Source organism: Pannonibacter sp. SL95, from assembly GCF_026672425.1.
Lineage (GTDB): Bacteria > Pseudomonadota > Alphaproteobacteria > Rhizobiales > Stappiaceae > Pannonibacter.
Window position 1 is genome coordinate 863737 of the sequence record NZ_JAPPRC010000003.1, and the last position, 17099, is coordinate 880835.

The window sequence follows — 17099 nt, forward strand, 5'->3', positions numbered from 1 at the left end:
ATTTGCAAACGAAGTGGACGATCTGCAATGTCTCAAACGCCGGAACATTTTGCTGAAACACCGGCACTGCGATCAGGCGATGCCCTGTCACCCATTCTCGAGGTGATCCGCCTTCGCGGCGAGGGGCTTTCCGCCTTTTCTCCGGCTCGCGGGTTCACACTTGAATTCGGGCCCGCGCGCGGCGTTGTCCATGTGGTCTGTCAGGGCCGTGTACAGCTCGCGGCAGGCATTGATGCCGAGCCAATCGCCCTGGAGGCGGGAGATGTTGCCGTCTTTATCCAGTCCGCGGGGCACCAGATCAGCGATGACTGGTCAGTCCTGCCACAACCCGTCGAGGCGGAATGCCGCCTGGGGCTGCCGCCGCTCGATGCTGGGCTCGGGCAGGTGGACGGAGATCCGGCATGGTTCACAGGCTGGTTTTCCTTTGACCCCGTCCTGGCCAAGCACTTGTTTTCGATCCTTCCGGTTCCTCTTGTCGTTCGTGCGAACCAGATTGTTCCGAAGGGATGGCTGGATCGTATGGTTCAGCTGGTCGCCCTTGAAACGTCTATCATCCGGCAAGGCACGCATGTCGCCACGTCGCGGCTCCTCGATCTTCTGCTGATCCAGGTTCTGCGCAGTTGGGCAATCGCGTCGTCAAACCAGATCGGCTGGCTCGCTGCCGCAACCGATGACCGGATCGGGCGGTCGCTTGCGGCAATCCACGCCGATCCGGCGCATGCCTGGACAGTCAACGAGCTCGCCGAGCTGGCCGGCATGTCCCGCACCGTGTTTGCTGAACGCTTTGCGCAACTGGTCGGGCACACGCCTGCGAGTTACATCGCCTGCTGGCGTCTCGATCATGCAACGGCGCTGCTGCGCACATCAGACCTGACAATTGCCGAGGTTGCCTTCCGCAGTGGCTTTGCATCGGCTGCAGCCTTTTCACGGGCGTTTCGCCAGCGTTTTGCCGAAACACCGCAGCGTTGGCGGCAGCAGCATCGCGGTGCTTGATGCCCTGCACAGTTTTCGCAGCCTCACAAGGACTGGCTGAAGCGTCAGAAGCTGCTACATAGCGCGGGGGGAGACGTTTCAGTTTCGCGGGGCCAGCGCTTTGCAGTTCATCTACCGCCTGTTCGAAGGCTGGATCGACCCGTTCCAGCCGGTTGCCTCCCGCGCCTTGCCCTCGTCGGCGCTGGCGTTTCTGCGCCTTTACGTCTGGCAATGCCGCTGGCCCTTTCTGCTCATGCTGGTGCTGGGCGGTCTGACAGCCGCCATCGAGGCCGGGATCTACAGTTTCATCGGCACCATCGTCGACATGCTGGATGCTGCCCGGCCCGAGCGCCTGTTCTCGGATCACGCATTGACGCTGCTCGGCATGGCTTTCGTCGTCCTGGTGCTGCGGACGGTCGTTGCTGCCGGCACGGCGCTGGTCGAAGAACAGACGGTCATTCCGGGCTTCAACAACCTGATCCGCTGGCAGGCGCATCGCCGCATCATGGATCAGAGCCTCGGCTTCTTCCATGACGAGTTTGCCGGCCGCATCTCCTCCAAGGTCTGGCAGTCCGGCCAGGCAGCGGGCGAATTCATGGTCACCCTGCTGCAGGTGGTCTGGTATATCCTCGTCTATGCGGCGGCCACCATGCTGATGCTGGGCGATCTGGATGTGCGTCTGGCGCTGCTGGTCGGTGTGTGGCTCGTGGCTTTCGTCATCATCGCGCGGATCTACGTGCCGCGTATCCGGGAACAGTCGAAGGCTTCCGCGCATGCCGCGTCGGGCCTCACCGGCCGCCTGGTGGATACCTACACCAATATCCAGACGGTGAAACTGTTCGGGTCCCGCGATGGCGAGTCTGCCAGAATGCAGGACCAGTTCAGGATCTATCTTGGTGTTCTCAAGCGGTTCACCCGCAATCTCACGGAAGTCCGCTCCCTCATGTCCCTGCTTTCGGGGGCGATGATGGTGGCGATCTCCGGCTTTGCCCTGCATCTGTGGCAGGGCGGCAGCCTGACGACCGGTGACGTCGCGCTGACTCTCGGCCTCGTGCTTCGCCTCAACCTGCTGCTCGGCCGCATGCTGGGCCAGCTCAACGGCCTGTTCCGCCTCTTTGGCACCTTGCAGGACAGCGTCGAGCTGATTTCGCGGCCGGTCACGGTGACCGATGCCGCCGATGCCAGACCCCTCGTCGTGAAGCAGGGCGGGCTCGCCTTCGAAAACGTCACCTTCCATTATGGCAAGGGCGAAGGCGTGCTGGAAAACCTGAACTTCGCTGCGCGTCCTGGCGAAAAGATCGGCATTGTCGGCCCGTCCGGTGCCGGCAAGTCGACCTTGGCAACGCTCTTGCTGCGGTTCCATGATGTTGAGGCGGGCAGGGTGCTCATCGATGGGCAGGACGTGCGCGCCGTGACCCAGGCGTCCTTGCGTGCCAGCATCGGCATGGTGGCGCAGGATACCTCGCTTCTGCATCGTTCGATCCGCGACAACATCCTCTATGGCCGTCCGGATGCGTCCGAGGCGGATCTTGTCGCTGCTGCCACCCAGGCCCATGCGCTTGGTTTCATCGAGGAACTGGTCGACATGAAGGGTCGGCGCGGCTTCGATGCCCAGGTCGGCGAGCGCGGCGTCAAGCTCTCCGGCGGCCAGCGCCAGCGCATCGCCATCGCCCGCGTCCTGTTGAAGAACGCACCGATCCTGATCCTCGACGAGGCAACCTCGGCCCTCGATTCCGAGGTCGAGGCGGTGATCCAGGAGAACCTCGCGCCGCTGATGGTCGGCAAGACCGTGCTCGCCATCGCCCACCGCCTGTCAACCATCGCCGCCATGGACCGCCTGCTGGTGATGGACGGCGGCCGCATTGTCGAGGAAGGCACACATGACGCCCTTTTGGCGCGCGGCGGGCTCTATGCCGATCTATGGGCGCGCCAGTCCGGCGGTTTTCTGGCCGAGGCATGAGGCTGCGGTGATCTGTCCCAGGCCCTGCGCCGTAAGCCTTGGAAAAGGAACCGGACGCATGGCCCAGATACTCGTCGCCTATGGCACGACCGCAGCAATTTTCCTCGCCATTGACGCGATCTGGCTGTCGCAGATCGCGACCCGGTTCTATTTCGACCGCATTGGCCATCTGCTGATGGACAAGCCGAACCTCGGTGCGGCTGCTGTCTTTTACATCATCTATGTGGTCGGCATCCTGATCTTCGCCGTGCTGCCGGCGCTGCGCAACGAATCCTTCTGGCATGCGCTGGTCTACGGCGGCCTGTTCGGCTTCTTTGCCTATCTCACCTATGACATGACCAACTACGCGACCATGCGCGACTGGCCCTTCACTGTCGTGGTTGTGGACGTGTTGTGGGGCACATTCCTGTCAGGCGTCTCTGCCGCTGGCGGCTATTATTTGACCCAAAAGCTGGTTTGATTTCCAACCTCCGGCTGCGTCCATAGAAAATTTACCGTAACTTCGCAGTATTGAACCCAGTTGCTCGCCCATGTCGGGTTCTGGTTCAGTCTTGCGGGTTCTTACGATGTCAAATGCCGGGAATACTGGATTGCCGTTGCCGATCATCGGTCGGTTTCTGGTTCTTGTGGTCTCTGCGGCTGCGATCATGGTCGCGGGCACCGGCTACGCCTTCTACGTCTTCCGCATGGCATTGACCCGCTCGCTCGCCAATCCGGCCGAAGCGCAGGGCTTCCTCGGGCCGGATGGTGCGGCCAAGGTTGACGGCTTGATCCTCGATCAGATGCTTCAGATCGTGCTCGTCTGTACACCGGTCGGGCTTGCGTTCCTCGGCCTGGCGGTTGTCCTGGCCCTCGGCGTCGCCCGCCCGCTGAAGCGGCTGCAGAACGGCCTGTCCCGCCTGTCGCAAGGCGATCTTGACGTTGACATCGAAGGCGGCAACCGGGCCGATGAGATTGGCGACATCGCCCGTTCAGTGATCGAGTTCCGTGGCAAGCTGTCGGCGCGGGCGCGCGAGGAATCCTCCCGCCTCGCCATGCAGCAGCAGCATATCGAGGAAGAGCGTAAGGCGCTGATGCGCGACATCGCCGATGACTTCGAACGTTCGGTGCTGATCGCCGTGCAGTCCCTCGGTGAAACCGCCCGTGTCGTTGGCAGCAATGCCGGAGATCTACGCGACGCGGTCGGCCGCTCGTCCCATGCCGTGGCCGAAGTTGGCACGGCCACTGCGGAGTCCGGTCAGTCCGTCAGCAGCATGTCCGATGCCGCCGATCTCCTGGCCAGTTCCATCGCTGGTATCACCGACGACGTGCAGCAGGCCTCGCTTATCGCTGGCAGCGCCGTTGAGGAAGCCCGCCAGACCGATGCCATTGTCGGCCGTTTGTCCGAAACCGGCCGCGCGATCGGCGAGGTTGTCGAACTGATCAGCCAGATCGCCAACCAGACCAATCTTCTGGCGCTCAATGCCACCATTGAGGCCGCGCGGGCCGGTGAGGCCGGACGCGGCTTTGCCGTTGTCGCCAACGAGGTCAAGGCACTGGCTGGGCAGACCACCAAGGCCACCGAAGAGATCACGGCTCAGGTCGCCTCGGTCCAGACCGTTGCCGATCAGGCGGTTGTTGCCATCCGCTCCATCGCCGGGACGATCGATCGCATCAGCGAGATTTCCAACACCATCCGGGGCTCGATCCAGCAGCAGGCCGAGGCCACGAATGCCATCGGCCGGTCGGTGGCGGTCGCCACCTCCAGCACCGCGCGCGTTGACAGCAACGTCTCGCAATTGGCCGGTGCCATGCAGGCCAGCACCAAGGCCACGGATGCGATGCAATCCGCCGCCGGCCAGCTCGGCAGCCTGTCGGGCGAGCTGCAATCCCAGGTCCGCCAGTTCCTCACCAGCATCCGCGCAGCCTGACGGCTCTGCAACCCGTGTTTGTTGCCAATCAGCCACAGCTGCGTCAAAACGCGCCTGTGGCTGCATTGTATAGCTTTTCCTATAGAGCCGATTCGGCTAGATAAGATCGCGCATCCGGTAGGGGGATGCATCTTGGCAATCCAACCAACCATCGAGCCTTAGGAGGGTGTACATGACCATTGCGTCGCGCGTCTGCATGACCGTCGCCCTGCGTCTGGGCTCGATCGCCAAGTCTGCCTGCTCCCCGCAGGCCTGACCCAAAGCTCAAACTCCAGCTGACCTGTCACCGGTCCAAGCCGCGTCGCCGAGACGACGGGCTGCAGCCGCCATTTCCGGTTCCTGTTTTCCGGTGACATTCTGACTTCTTTCCTGCCTGGAGCAGACCCATGTCCGTTCGTTACCCGATGGACCCGTTCGCCATGCCGAACCGTCCGGATGTTGATTTCCCTTTTGCCGGTCCGGCGCTGCCGGATCCTGGCCGCGCGCCGCTGGCCCGCCGTCTGCGCCTTGCCGTTCTGGCCATTGCGGCCTTTGTCGCGGTTGTCGGCGTCGTCGCGGCGGTGCTGTTCATGCCGGTGCTCTTGCATGACCTGACAAGCCTGCAGGCGGTCCAGCGTCACGGCGAAGTCATGCTGATGGCGCAATACACCGAGCGACTCATGTCGCTTTTCCTTGGTACTGTCGTCCTGTCGGGTGCCCTGGTCAGCTTCGCGCTGGCCGTGGTGCTGTCGGCGCGCCGGTCCAGGGTCCTTGTTCCCGTCCGCCGGTCGCGGACACAGCTGCGGGCGAACCCTGCCCGTGTGGAGCTGAATGATGTTCACGCGCTTTGAACGCCTGTTCGATCCCTTCGCCGACACAGACCTGTCCGTGCCGCCGAAGGGGTTTGCGGCCTTCTGCTGGTACTACACCCGGCCGGTGATGCCGATCCTGCTGGCGGTGGCGCTGTTCGCAGCGCTCATTGCCGTGTTGCAGGTGACGATCTTCACCTATCTGGGTGATCTGGTGAACTGGCTGTCGTCCGCCGACCGGGACACGTTCCTGGCGGCCAACTGGCACCATCTGCTCTGGATGGGCCTCGTGATCCTGCTGTTCCTGCCGGTGATCGAGGTCCTGTTCGAGCTGCTGATGCACCAGAGCCTGCTCGGGCCCTATCCCATGTCGATCCGCTGGCGCGTGCACCGCTATCTGCTGCGCCAGAGCATGACCTTCTACCAGAACGACTTCGCCGGCCGCGTCGCCAACAAGATGATGCAGACGGCGCTTGCGGTGCGTGAGGTGGTGACCAAGATCGTCGACATTTTCGTCTATGTCGTCGTCTACTTCACCAGCGCAGTGATCGTCGTCGGCGATGCCAACCTCTACCTGGCGGTGCCTCTGCTGGTGTGGCTGGTGGCCTATCTGGCGGTGTTGCGGATCTTCATCCCCCGGCTGAAGGACATCTCGCAGGATCAGGCCGATGCCCGGTCCGTCATGACCGGTCACGTGGTGGATGCCTATACCAACATCGCCACGGTGAAGCTGTTCTCCCACGCTGACCGGGAGGAGGCCTACGCCCGCAAGTCGATGACCGCGTTTCTCGACACGGTCTTCGGCCAGATGCGGCTGGTGACGATCCTCAACTCGACGCTGACCTTGATCAACAACCTGTTGTTGTTCTCGACCGGCGCGATGGCGATCTACCTGTGGCAGATCGATGTGGTCACCACCGGCGACATCGCCATTGCCATTGCGCTCATCCTGCGTCTTCAGGGCATGTCGCAATGGATCCTGTGGGAAGTGTCGGGTCTGTTCGAAAACGTCGGCACGGTTCAGGACGGCATTGGCACGATCTCGCGCGAGCGGGAAGTGTCCGATGTCGCAAACGCAGCCGACCTGTCCGTTCCCCGCGGCGAGATCGCCTTCCGCAATGTCGACTTCCACTATGGCAAGTCGGGCGGTGTCATCGAAGGGCTCACCCTGGACATTCGTCCGGGCGAGAAGATCGGCCTGATCGGGCGCTCCGGTGCGGGCAAGTCGACGCTCGTCAATCTGCTGCTGCGCTTCTACGACGTGGAAAGCGGCCAGATTCTGATCGACGGGCAGGACATCTCGAAAGTGCGGCAGGATGACCTGCGCGCCAACATCGGCGTGGTGACGCAGGATACCTCCCTGCTGCATCGCTCGATCTTCGAGAACGTGTCTTACGGCACGCCGGATGCCAGCGAGGCGGACGTGCTGGAAGCGCTGCGCAAGGCTCATGCGCTCGACTTCGTCGGTCAGCTCGAAGACAAGGATGGTCGGCGTGGGCTGTCTGCCCAGGTCGGTGAGCGGGGCGTCAAGCTGTCCGGCGGACAGCGCCAGCGCATCGCCATTGCCCGGGTGCTGCTCAAGAATGCCCCCATCCTGGTGCTGGACGAAGCCACCTCCGCACTCGATTCCGAGGTGGAGGCGGCGATCCAGGACAGTCTGTTCGACCTGATGGAAGGCAAGACGGTGATTGCCATCGCCCATCGCCTGTCGACCATCGCGGCGCTGGATCGGCTGATCGTTCTCGACAAGGGGCGAATCATCGAGATGGGCCGGCACGACGAACTGTTGGCCGCAGGCGGGCTCTATGCCCAGCTCTGGACGCATCAGTCGGGCGGATTCCTGCCTTCACAGGCGGAAGCTTGAACATAAAGGCGGGGGATGGCGTTTCAGGCGTCGTTCCCCTCTTCCAATCGGGGCGCTTTCGCGGCATCAAGGGGGCGAGGGCGAGACGGGTAGCGGTGCGACATTTCAGACTGCGCCCATCGGCGATCTGGACAAGCTCCTGGAAGGGTGCAAAAAGACGAACCGCTTGGTGAGGTGCGGGCGAATGCCGCACCCGTCTGCCGTTGATGCCCGCGCCGGGCTGCCTAGGCTTTGTCTAAAGCCACAGGCAGTCTGCCTGCGGGCTTTCGGTATACGTTGAACAGGTTTCGAGAGGACGCGACCTTGGCACATACCCATTCGGCGGAACCGACCCGCCGTGACTTCCTCTATCTTGCGACGGGCGCAATGGGCGTTGTTGGCGCAGGCGCTGTCGCCTGGCCCTTCATCGACCAGATGAACCCCGACGCGTCGGCTCTGGCGCTGGCATCGATCGAAGTGGACGTGTCCGCTGTCGAGGTTGGTCAGTCGATCACCGTGAAGTGGCGCGGCAAGCCGGTCTTCATCCGCCACCGCACCGAAAAGGAAATCGAGGAAGCCAAGGCCGTGCCGCTCAGCGCGCTGCCGGACAAGTTTGCTCGCAATTCCAATCTGCCGGACACGGCCGAGGCAACTGACACCAACCGCGCAGCTGAAGGCAAGGAGCCCTGGCTCGTGATGGTTGGCATCTGCACCCACCTCGGCTGCGTGCCGATCGGGGACGCCGGTGACTTCGGTGGCTGGTTCTGCCCGTGCCACGGGTCGCACTATGACACCGCCGGTCGCATCCGCCTCGGGCCTGCGCCGGAGAACCTGCTGGTCCCGCCCTATGCGTTCGTCGAGGACGCTAAGATCAAGATCGGTTGACCCGGAGCCCTGAGGAGACAGCCATGGCTGGACATTCCAATTACGTTCCGCAGAGCGCGGCGGCAAAGTGGCTTGAGAGCCGTCTGCCGGTCATTTCGCTTGTTCGCGGATCCTTCGTAGACTTCCCGACCCCGAAGAACCTCAACTACTGGTGGACCTTCGGCGGTATCCTGTTCTTCATGCTCATCTCGCAGATCATCACCGGCATCGTGCTGGTGATGCACTACACGCCGAGCACCGCTGCTGCGTTCAACAGCGTCGAGCACATCATGCGTGATGTGAACTTCGGCTGGCTGCTGCGCTACATGCACTCCAACGGCGCGTCGATGTTCTTCATTGCCGTGTACATTCACATCTTCCGTGGTCTCTACTACGGCTCCTACAAGGCGCCGCGCGAGATCTCCTGGATCCTGGGTGTGATCATCTTCCTCATCATGATGGGCACCGCCTTCATGGGCTACGTGCTGCCGTGGGGCCAGATGTCCTTCTGGGGCGCGACCGTGATCACCAACCTCTTCTCGGCCATTCCGGTGGTCGGTGAGGCTGTGCGCACCTGGCTTTGGGGTGGCTTCGCCGTCGACAACCCGACGCTGAACCGCTTCTTCTCGCTGCACTACCTGCTGCCGTTCATGATCTTCGGCGTCGTTCTGCTGCACGTGTGGGCCTTCCACACCACCGGCAACAACAACCCGACGGGCGTGCAGCCGAAGTCCAACCAGGACACCGTGCCGTTCCATCCGTACTACACGATCAAGGACCTGTTCGCGATCGTGGTGTTCATGGTGCTGTTCGCCTACTTCGTGTTCTACATGCCCAACTACATGGGGCATCCGGACAACTACATCGAGGCGAACCCGCTCGTGACGCCGGCGCACATCGTTCCAGAATGGTACTTCCTGCCGTTCTACGCGATCCTGCGCGCAGTTCCGGACAAGCTCGGCGGCGTGCTGGCCATGTTCGGCGCCATTGCGGTGCTGTTCATCCTGCCGTGGCTTGACACCTCCAAGGTCCGCTCTGGCGTGTACCGTCCGCTGTTCAAGCAGTTCTTCTGGATCTTCGCGATCAACGCAGTTGCTCTCGGCTATCTCGGCGCCATGCCGGCAGAAGGCATCTACGTGATCCTGTCACGGATCTGCACCGTCTACTACTTCGCCCACTTCCTGGTCATCCTGCCGCTGCTTGGTTTCCTTGAGAAGCCGTTGCCGATCCCGGCATCGATCTCCGAGGCGGTGCTGGCAAGTGGATCCGGCAAGCCTGCCGGGGCTGTTGCGGCTCCGCAGTCCAAATAATGACGGTTAGGTTCAGGAGTTTTTGAACATGAGCATCATGATCAAGACGGTCCGCGCCCTTGCCGCCGCCGTCGTCCTCGCGGCCACCGCACCGGCGTTCGCCGCCGGTTCGGGTCCGCATATCGAACGCCAGCAATGGTCGTTCTCCGGTCCCTTCGGGTCCTTCGACCGTGCCCAGCTGCAGCGCGGCTTCAAGGTCTACAAGGAAGTCTGCGCCGCGTGTCACGGCCTGCGTCAGGTTGCGTTCCGCACCCTGGCTCAGGACGGTGGCCCGTCCTTCACCGAAGAGCAGGCCAAGAAGATCGCGTCCGAGTACACTGTCACCGATGGTCCGAATGACTCCGGTGACATGTTCGATCGTCCGGCGATCCTCGCGGACAAGTTCCCGTCTCCGTTCCCGAACGAGCAGGCTGCTCGTGCGGCCAACGGCGGCGCCTATCCGCCGGACTTCTCGCTGATCGCCAAGGCGCGCGCTGCGCACCGCGGCTTCCCGTGGTTCGTCTTCGACGCCTTCACCCAGTACAATGAGCAGGGCCCGGACTACATCTACGCCCTGCTGACCGGCTACGAGGAAAACGCGCCGGAAGGCGTCGTCATTCCGGAAGGCAAGCACTACAACCATGCCTTCCTGGCCGGTAATGCCATTGGCATGGCGCCGCCGATCTCGGATGAGCAGGTGGAATACACCGATGGGTCGCCGATGACCCTCGACCAGTACGCACGCGACGTTTCGGCCTTCCTGATGTGGGCAGCCGAGCCGAAGCTGGAAGAGCGCAAGCAGATGGGCTTCCGCGTCATCGTCTTCCTGCTGGTCTTCGCATCGCTCCTGTACTTCACCAAGCAGAAGCTGTGGCGCAACGTCGCCCACTGAGGAGCTTCGCGTTCTCTGACCTTGAAAAGGCCGCCGTGACACCACGGCGGCCTTTTTCACTTTTGGGGCAGCGCCGCCATTCCGGACAGATCCTCGCAGGCCTCTCCCGGATATGCGTGTCCGCAGACATCATTTCTTCGTCGCTCCTGCGAAGGCAGGAGCCCAGTAACCCCGGTCTTGGTTGGTGAGTTGAGCGCGTGTGCCAGCCCCCAAGACGGTATGGGTTGCCGCTTGTGCGCCGCATCCAACCGCCTCGTTTACTGGGCTCCTGCCTTCGCAGGAGCGACGAGGGGTGGGTGGACGGGCTGATCCCCATGGACCTGATGCAGGATCCTACTCTTGCGCTGGACGCGCCACCTCAATAAGCCGGCTGTCTTCTTCGTGTCAGGCAGCCACACTAGTCTGCGGGAATCAGCCGGCTAAAAGGGGGCGCAGCATGACAGCATCGGTACTGGGGATCATCGGCGGTTCGGGAATCTATGATCTTCCAGGTCTGGAAGGCGCCGAGTGGGTCAGCATCGACAGCCCCTGGGGCGCGCCGTCGGATGATTTGCGCATCGGCACCATCGACGGTCTGAAGGTGGTCTTCCTGCCGCGCCATGGCCGAGGACATGTCCATTCGCCCTCGGACATCAACTACCGCGCCAACATCGATGCCATGAAGCGCTGCGGCGTCACTGATCTGGTGTCGGTCTCCGCCTGTGGTTCGCTCAAGGAGGAACTTGCGCCCGGCACTTTCGTGCTGGTGGAACAGTTCATCGACCGCACCTTCGCCCGGCCGAAATCCTTCTTCAGCGCCGGCTGTGTCGCCCATGTGTCCATGGCCTATCCGGTCAGCCCGCGGCTTGTTGATCACATCGAGGCGGCCGCCCGGGCCGAGGATCTTAAGTATCGGCGTGGCGGTACCTACCTCGCGATGGAAGGCCCGCAGTTCTCTTCGCTCGCCGAGAGCCATCTCTACCGCTCCTGGGGCTGCGATGTCATCGGCATGACCAACATGCCCGAGGCCAAGCTCGCCCGGGAGGCCGAGATCTGCTATGCGACCATTGCCATGGTCACCGATTACGACAGCTGGCATCCAGACCATGGCGAGGTCGACATCCAGTCGATCATCCAGGTCCTGCGCGACAATGCGCACAACGCCCAGCGGCTCGTTGCCCGTCTGGCGCGCGATCTGCCGCGCATCCATGAGCCATGCCCGATCGGCTCCGACCGCGCTCTCGACCATGCCCTGATGACGGCACCGGACAAGCGCGATCCCGCGCTGATGGCCAAGCTGTCGGCCATTGTTGCACGCGTGCTGGGCGACTGACGCCGCGTTCAGCGCTGCTGCATCGCCAGCCGCAAGCCAAGGCCGACAAAGATCGCGCCGAGGCCCCGGTCCATCCACATGGCCAGGCGCGGGCTCTGCCGCAGATGGCTGGTCAGCCGTTCGCCGACCAGCACCAGCGGCGGTTCGATGCAGGCGGCGATCAGCACCACGAGAAAGCCATGCAGGAACAGCTGGGCCCCGACGGGCCCGGCACCGGGCACCACGAACTGCGGCAGGAAGGCAAGGAAGAACATGCCGACCTTCGGATTGAGCAGCGACACGATCACGCCCTGCCGGTAGATCGCCAGCACCTTCTGCTCGTCCATCGCTTTGCCGGCCAGCAACACGCTGCCTTTTGAGCGCAGCGCCTGGATGCCGAGCCAGATCAGATAGGCAGCACCAGCCCATTTCACCAGGGAAAAGGCCACCGCGGAGGCAGCCAGAATGGCGGACAGCCCGGCAGCAGCCATCAGCACGTGACCGAAGGCCCCCGTCCAGATTCCGAACATCGCTGCAAAGCCCGCCTTTCGCCCGCCCGCTGCGGTCTGCGCCAGGATAAAGGCGAAGTCCGGCCCCGGCGACAGGTTGAGCAACAGGGCTGCGGTGAAGAACGTGGTCCAGTGCAGCAGGGAATAGTCGAACATGAAAGATCCGGTCGGAGAGGGGCGGTGTCCGGTGCTGACCGGCGCGCGCCCAAGCTGGGGGCAGGCGGCAAGGGAGCTGGTACCGGCTGCCGCAACTCCTGTATAACCGGCAAAAGAGCCGGCCAACAGGGCGGCAGGTGAAGCTTTTTCAGGTGGACCGCAGACATGGACATGCCCAGCGTTTCGGACGAACTCATCGAGGCCATCCGCACCATTCCGGACTATCCCAAGCCCGGCATTCTCTTCCGTGACATCACGACGCTGCTCGGCAATGCCCGCGCCTTCCGCCGTGCCGTCGACGCGCTGGTCCAGCCCTGGGCCGGGTCCAAGGTCGAGCAGATCGCCGGCATCGAGGCGCGGGGCTTCATCCTCGGCGGGGCGGTGGCGCATCAGCTCTCGGCCGGCTTCGTGCCGATCCGCAAGAAGGGCAAGCTGCCGCACGAAACCGTCCGCATTGCCTATTCGCTCGAATATGGCCTCGACGAGATGGAAATGCACAAGGACGCCATCCAGCCGGGCGACAAGGTGATCGTCGTCGACGACCTGATCGCCACGGGTGGCACCGCCGAGGCGGCCTGCAAGCTTCTGCGCGGGCAGGGGGCGGAGATCGTCGCCGCCTGTTTCATTGTTGACCTGCCGGATCTGGGTGGCCGCGCCAAGCTGGAGGCCCTGGGTGTGCCCGTTCGCACGCTGGTGGCCTTCCCGGGCCACTGACCGTGACCGCCCCTACCGGAGCCCCGCCCAGGTTCGACGCCCGTTTCCGCGCGGAGTTCGAGACACTGCTTCGCTGGCGCCGCGATGTCCGCCGTTTCCGGACCGATCCGCTGGACGACGGGCTGGTGGAGGAGATCCTGCGCCTTGCCGATCTGTCGCCCTCGGTCGGCAACAGCCAGCCCTGGCGCATCGTGCTGGTTGAGAGCGCCCCGGTCCGGGCCGCCGTCCAGGCCAGTTTCGAGGCCGAAAATGCCCGTGCCGCCGAGGCCTATGACAGCGAGCGGTCCGCCCTTTATGCAAGGCTCAAGCTGGCCGGGCTGAAGGAGGCGCCGGTTCAGCTCGCCATCTTCTGCGATCCCGATCCCTTGCAGGGGCAGGGGCTTGGCCGCGCCACCATGCCCGCCACGCTGGCCCATTCCGTTGCGGGCATGGTCCAGGCGCTGTGGCTGGCCGCGCGGATGCTCGGCGTCGGGGTCGGCTGGGTCTCGATCCTCGACCCGCAGGCCGTGCAGAGCGCGCTGGATGTTCCGCCAAACTGGCAGCTTGTGGCCTATCTCTGCCTCGGGTATCCGGTAGAGGAACACATCGATCCGGAACTCGAGCGCGAAGGCTGGCAGGCCCGCACGCCGCTTTCCACACGCCTTCTCAGCCGATAGGACCGCCCATGCCCGCCCTGATCCGTGCCATCGAGGAAGCTGATCGTCCGGCCGTCACCCGTCTTCTGACCGACCGCTGGGCCTCGCCGGATATCCTGATCGAAGGCGTAATGATCGACGCTTCGGCCCTGCCGGGCTTTCTGGCAGAGGACAATGGCGACCTGGTCGGCCTCGTCACGCTGATCAAGCGCGACACCGAATGGGAGATCCTGACGCTCGATTCGCTCAGCCGCTGGGCCGGAACCGGCACCCAGCTGCTCGACGCGGTGGTGCAGGATGCGCGCCGCCAGGGCCTGACCCGCCTGATGGTCCGCACCTCCAACGACAATCTCGACGCCTTCCGCTTCTACCAGCGCCGTGGCTTCCGTCTTGAACGGGTCGTCCCGGGCGTCATCGACGCCGAACGCCGCCTCAAGCCGGAAATTCCGATCATCGGTGAATACGGTATTCCGTTGCACGACGAGATCGTCTTCGGCCGCAAGATCTGAAGCCGGAACACCTCTTGATATCAGAGCGTTACCCCATTTCAGGGTCATCGCCGCCTCGTGCGGGGATCCATCCGGTCTCTGATCTGGCGGGAACGCTTGCGGACGCTGCCGCCCTGCAAGGCAGATCCCCGCACGAGGCGGAGATGACCGAAGTGTGTGGTGTGGCCTCAAGGACGTGACGCGTTGCCGTCAGCTGGCACAGCAACCCCGTGTCAGCCCGCCACACCCCGCTTCGGGATATAGACCTTGCTGTCAAACCTGAACACCACGTCGCCGTGCTGGTTGATCCCCTCGTTGACGCCCAGGATGACGCCCCATTCGGGCCGTCCCGTCGTCTCGATCTTGCCCGTCACTTCGCTGGCATAGCGGATCGTGTCGCCGGCATAGACCGGCTTCAGCCACTTGAGGTTTTCAAAGCCCGGGGAGGGGCCGCGCGGCACGGGCATGTCGCCGCGCTGGCGTGCCTCCTCGTCCAGCCGCTGGTGCGTCAGCACGAGCAACCGCATGAACACCGCGCCCGTATGCCAGCCGGACGCACAGAGCCGGCCGAAATGCGTTGCTGCTGCACCTTCTTCACTCAGATGGAACGGCTGCGGATCGAACTGGCGCGCAAAGCGGATGATGTCTTCGGCGGTGAACAGATAGCTGCCCAGCTCCAGCCGGTCGCCAATCGCCATGTCTTCGAACCAGGCGCTCATTTGGCCGTCTCCCGGCAGGCAAACAGGATCGGGTTTTCCAGCGTCATCACCACATCGCCGCGCTGGTTGGTAACGGTAAAGCGGAAGCTGACAACCCCGAGGCCGGGCTTGGAGCGCAGCGGGCGGCTCGTCAGTACTTCGGCTTTGGCCGACAGGGTGTCATCGGCATAGACGGGCCGCCGCCACATCAGCTTGTCGATGCCCGGCGCCCCTTGTCCGGCGGCCTGGCCCAGCAATCCGTCCACCAAGAGCCGCATGAAGATCGACGCGGTGTGCCAGCCTGAGGCCGCAAGGCCGCCGAGCAGCGAGGCCTTGCCGGCTTCCTCGCTGAGGTGAAACGGCTGTGGATCAAACTCGGACGCGAAGGCGATGATCTCGTCCCGCGTCACGCTGCGGCTGCCCAGGTCGATGATGTCGCCTGGAGTGAAGTCTTCGAAATGGCGATAGGTGCTCATGTCCTGAGTTCTAGCGCAGCCCGCCCGCGCTGGCGAGATGGCCGGAAGGAGGGCGAACATTCCGCATCCCCGTTGATGGACAAAAAAGCCGGCGGGTCATGTCCCGCCGGCTTTCGCTCGATGCAGCGCTGCAATCAGTCGTAATACATCTCGTTGTCGTCGAGATAGACGTTCGAGGCCTTGCAGATGTCGATCGAAACCGGGTCATCCAGCACTTCGCCGCCATCGGTGCCGAGCCAGCCCACCTGGAACGTCTGTTCGCAGGGGCCGGTGTTGGCGTGGAACGTCGCCTTGACGTTCGCGCCCGGCTTCAGGCGATTGCTGAGCCAGTTGTCGCTCCAGCCCGAACCGTCGTTGGTGTAAAAACCGACGACCGTGTTCTGGTCCGTGTTGTTGTAGATCTGGAAATAGCCTTCCGCACCGGTGCCCTGTGCGAAAACGGTGCCGACATTGAAAAGGCCGCAGAGAGCAGCGGCCGTCAGAAACTTAGCAAGCTTCATGATTATCCCCCGGTCACCGGCAACATGCCGGTAACGTCAGCACCTTATTCGGGAGCTTTTCTTTTGGCGAGGGGTATTCGATGAAATATTTAGGGTAATTAGGCGTTTCCAATCAGAACCCCGGCGGCAAATACAAGCGATCCGCCGAGCACAACTTGCAGTGCAGCGCGCCAGAAGGGTGTGTCCATGTAACGGTTCTGGATCCACGCAATCGCCCACAGCTCGATGAACACGATTACAGCGGCAAGGCTTGTCGCCGTCCAGAACTCGGGGATCAGATAGGGCAGGGCGTGGCCGAGGCCGCCAAGCGCGGTCATGATGCCGGAGGCAAGGCCGCGTTTCAGCGGTGAACCGCGCCCGGACAGCACGCCATCGTCATGGGCGGCCTCCGTGAAGCCCATCGAAATGCCCGCGCCAACCGAAGCCGACAGGCCGACGAGGAACGTCTGCCAGGTGTCCTGCGTTGCAAAGGCCGCCGCAAAGATCGGCGCGAGGGTGGAAACTGAACCGTCCATCAGGCCGGCGAGACCCGGCTGCACATAGGTCAGGATGAACTGCCGCCGCTCGGACTTGTCCTCTTCCTGGCGCACGTCTGCCGGGGTCAAGGCTTCGCCGAGCGCTATGGCCTTCTTTTCATGACCACGTTCGGCCAGCGCCAGATCGCCGAGCAGCTTGCGCGTGGCCGCATCCGACGTGCGCTTGGCGGCTTCTTCGTAGAAGCGGGCCGCCTGAAGCTCCATTTCCTCCGCCATCGCCCGAACTTTTTCAAGGCCGAGGGGGCGCACCAGCCAGTCCGGCTTGCGGCTGTAGTAGCCGCGCACATGTTCACGCCGTATCAGCGGGATGGTCTCGCCAAAGCGCGCCCGGAACAGTTCGATCAACCGGTGCCGGTGTTCGCTTTCCTCGGCCGCCATGGCATCGAACACGGCAGCAGACGCAGGGAAATCTGCCCGCAGCCCGTCGGCATAGGCAGTGTAGATGCGCCCATCGTCCTCTTCGGAGGAGATCGCCAGTGCCAGGATTTCAGCTTCGCTGAGGGTCGAGAAATCGCGGCGGCTGGTCGTCAGGAACCGGGAGAACATCGTCAGGATCCAATCGGAAGAAGAGGCGGACA

General features: G+C 63.3%; 18 protein-coding genes. 13 read left to right on the forward strand and 5 right to left on the reverse strand.

From position 1 onward, the window contains the following. Positions 1 to 27 precede the first annotated feature (27 nt). The 10 genes from OVA12_RS04575 (at position 28) to OVA12_RS04620 (ending at position 11830) form a co-directional block, all read left to right on the forward strand. Entirely contained in the window at positions 28 to 993 is a 966-nt protein-coding gene (locus tag OVA12_RS04575) for an AraC family transcriptional regulator (protein WP_268134942.1), read from the forward strand. Between the two features lie 100 nt (positions 994 to 1093). Next, positions 1094 to 2932 carry an ABC transporter ATP-binding protein gene (locus tag OVA12_RS04580; RefSeq protein WP_268134944.1) on the forward strand — a complete coding sequence of 613 codons (1839 nt, stop codon included), beginning with the start codon at positions 1094 to 1096 and terminating at the stop codon, positions 2930 to 2932. A gap of 58 nt (positions 2933 to 2990) precedes the next feature. Continuing rightward, a complete protein-coding gene (locus OVA12_RS04585; RefSeq protein ID WP_268134946.1) occupies positions 2991 to 3392 on the forward strand; it encodes a DUF2177 family protein in 402 nt (133 codons plus the stop codon). 136 nt (positions 3393 to 3528) lie between these two features. Beyond that, entirely contained in the window at positions 3529 to 4842 is a 1314-nt protein-coding gene (locus tag OVA12_RS04590) for a methyl-accepting chemotaxis protein (RefSeq protein ID WP_268134948.1), read from the forward strand. Positions 4843 to 5228: 386 nt separating this feature from the next. Then, positions 5229 to 5672: a hypothetical protein gene (locus OVA12_RS04595; protein WP_268134950.1), complete on the forward strand. Its 444-nt coding sequence runs from the start codon at positions 5229 to 5231 to the stop codon at positions 5670 to 5672. Beyond that, positions 5656 to 7494, forward strand: a complete 1839-nt coding sequence (locus OVA12_RS04600) for an ABC transporter ATP-binding protein (protein ID WP_268134952.1) — start codon at positions 5656 to 5658, stop codon at positions 7492 to 7494. Before OVA12_RS04595 ends, OVA12_RS04600 begins: the two co-directional genes overlap by 17 nt. Before the next feature lie 303 nt (positions 7495 to 7797). Beyond that, on the forward strand, positions 7798 to 8358 hold the full coding sequence (gene petA, locus OVA12_RS04605) for a ubiquinol-cytochrome c reductase iron-sulfur subunit (RefSeq protein WP_268134954.1): 561 nt from the start codon (positions 7798 to 7800) through the stop codon (positions 8356 to 8358). A 23-nt stretch (positions 8359 to 8381) separates the two neighbouring features. Further along, the gene (locus OVA12_RS04610) at positions 8382 to 9647 is read left to right on the forward strand and encodes a cytochrome b (protein WP_268134956.1); all 1266 of its coding nucleotides are present in this window, start codon (positions 8382 to 8384) and stop codon (positions 9645 to 9647) included. A gap of 28 nt (positions 9648 to 9675) precedes the next feature. Further along, positions 9676 to 10518, forward strand: a complete 843-nt coding sequence (locus OVA12_RS04615; RefSeq protein ID WP_268134958.1) for a cytochrome c1 — start codon at positions 9676 to 9678, stop codon at positions 10516 to 10518. A 436-nt stretch (positions 10519 to 10954) separates the two neighbouring features. Then, a complete protein-coding gene (locus OVA12_RS04620; protein WP_268134960.1) occupies positions 10955 to 11830 on the forward strand; it encodes an S-methyl-5'-thioadenosine phosphorylase in 876 nt (291 codons plus the stop codon). Between the two features lie 8 nt (positions 11831 to 11838). Here OVA12_RS04620 and OVA12_RS04625 read toward each other — a convergent pair whose 3' ends face one another. Next, complete coding sequence (locus tag OVA12_RS04625) at positions 11839 to 12474, reverse strand: LysE family translocator (RefSeq protein WP_268134962.1); 636 nt, start codon at positions 12472 to 12474, stop codon at positions 11839 to 11841. 165 nt (positions 12475 to 12639) lie between these two features. Between OVA12_RS04625 and OVA12_RS04630 the strand changes: the two genes are divergently transcribed. Genes OVA12_RS04630 through OVA12_RS04640 form a run of 3 tightly spaced genes read left to right on the forward strand, consistent with a single transcriptional unit; the run spans position 12640 to position 14332 of the window. Further along, complete coding sequence (locus OVA12_RS04630; RefSeq protein WP_198647084.1) at positions 12640 to 13188, forward strand: adenine phosphoribosyltransferase; 549 nt, start codon at positions 12640 to 12642, stop codon at positions 13186 to 13188. Between the two features lie 2 nt (positions 13189 to 13190). After that, positions 13191 to 13844, forward strand: a complete 654-nt coding sequence (bluB, locus tag OVA12_RS04635) for a 5,6-dimethylbenzimidazole synthase (RefSeq protein WP_268134964.1) — start codon at positions 13191 to 13193, stop codon at positions 13842 to 13844. An 8-nt stretch (positions 13845 to 13852) separates the two neighbouring features. After that, the gene (locus OVA12_RS04640) at positions 13853 to 14332 is read left to right on the forward strand and encodes a GNAT family N-acetyltransferase (protein WP_268134966.1); all 480 of its coding nucleotides are present in this window, start codon (positions 13853 to 13855) and stop codon (positions 14330 to 14332) included. Between the two features lie 212 nt (positions 14333 to 14544). Here the strand turns inward: OVA12_RS04640 and OVA12_RS04645 are convergent, their stop codons facing one another. The 4 genes from OVA12_RS04645 to mbfA form a co-directional block, all read right to left on the reverse strand. Beyond that, positions 14545 to 15030 (reverse strand): MaoC family dehydratase, encoded by a 486-nt coding sequence (locus tag OVA12_RS04645; protein WP_268134968.1) that lies wholly within the window; start codon positions 15028 to 15030, stop codon positions 14545 to 14547. Continuing rightward, the gene (locus tag OVA12_RS04650; protein WP_268134970.1) at positions 15027 to 15485 is read right to left on the reverse strand and encodes a MaoC family dehydratase; all 459 of its coding nucleotides are present in this window, start codon (positions 15483 to 15485) and stop codon (positions 15027 to 15029) included. The genes OVA12_RS04645 and OVA12_RS04650 overlap by 4 nt, the downstream gene beginning before the upstream one ends. Positions 15486 to 15619: 134 nt before the next feature. Further along, the gene (locus OVA12_RS04655) at positions 15620 to 15985 is read right to left on the reverse strand and encodes a hypothetical protein (protein WP_268134972.1); all 366 of its coding nucleotides are present in this window, start codon (positions 15983 to 15985) and stop codon (positions 15620 to 15622) included. 98 nt (positions 15986 to 16083) lie between these two features. Further along, a complete protein-coding gene (mbfA, locus tag OVA12_RS04660) occupies positions 16084 to 17067 on the reverse strand; it encodes an iron exporter MbfA (protein WP_268134974.1) in 984 nt (327 codons plus the stop codon). Positions 17068 to 17099 lie beyond the last annotated feature (32 nt).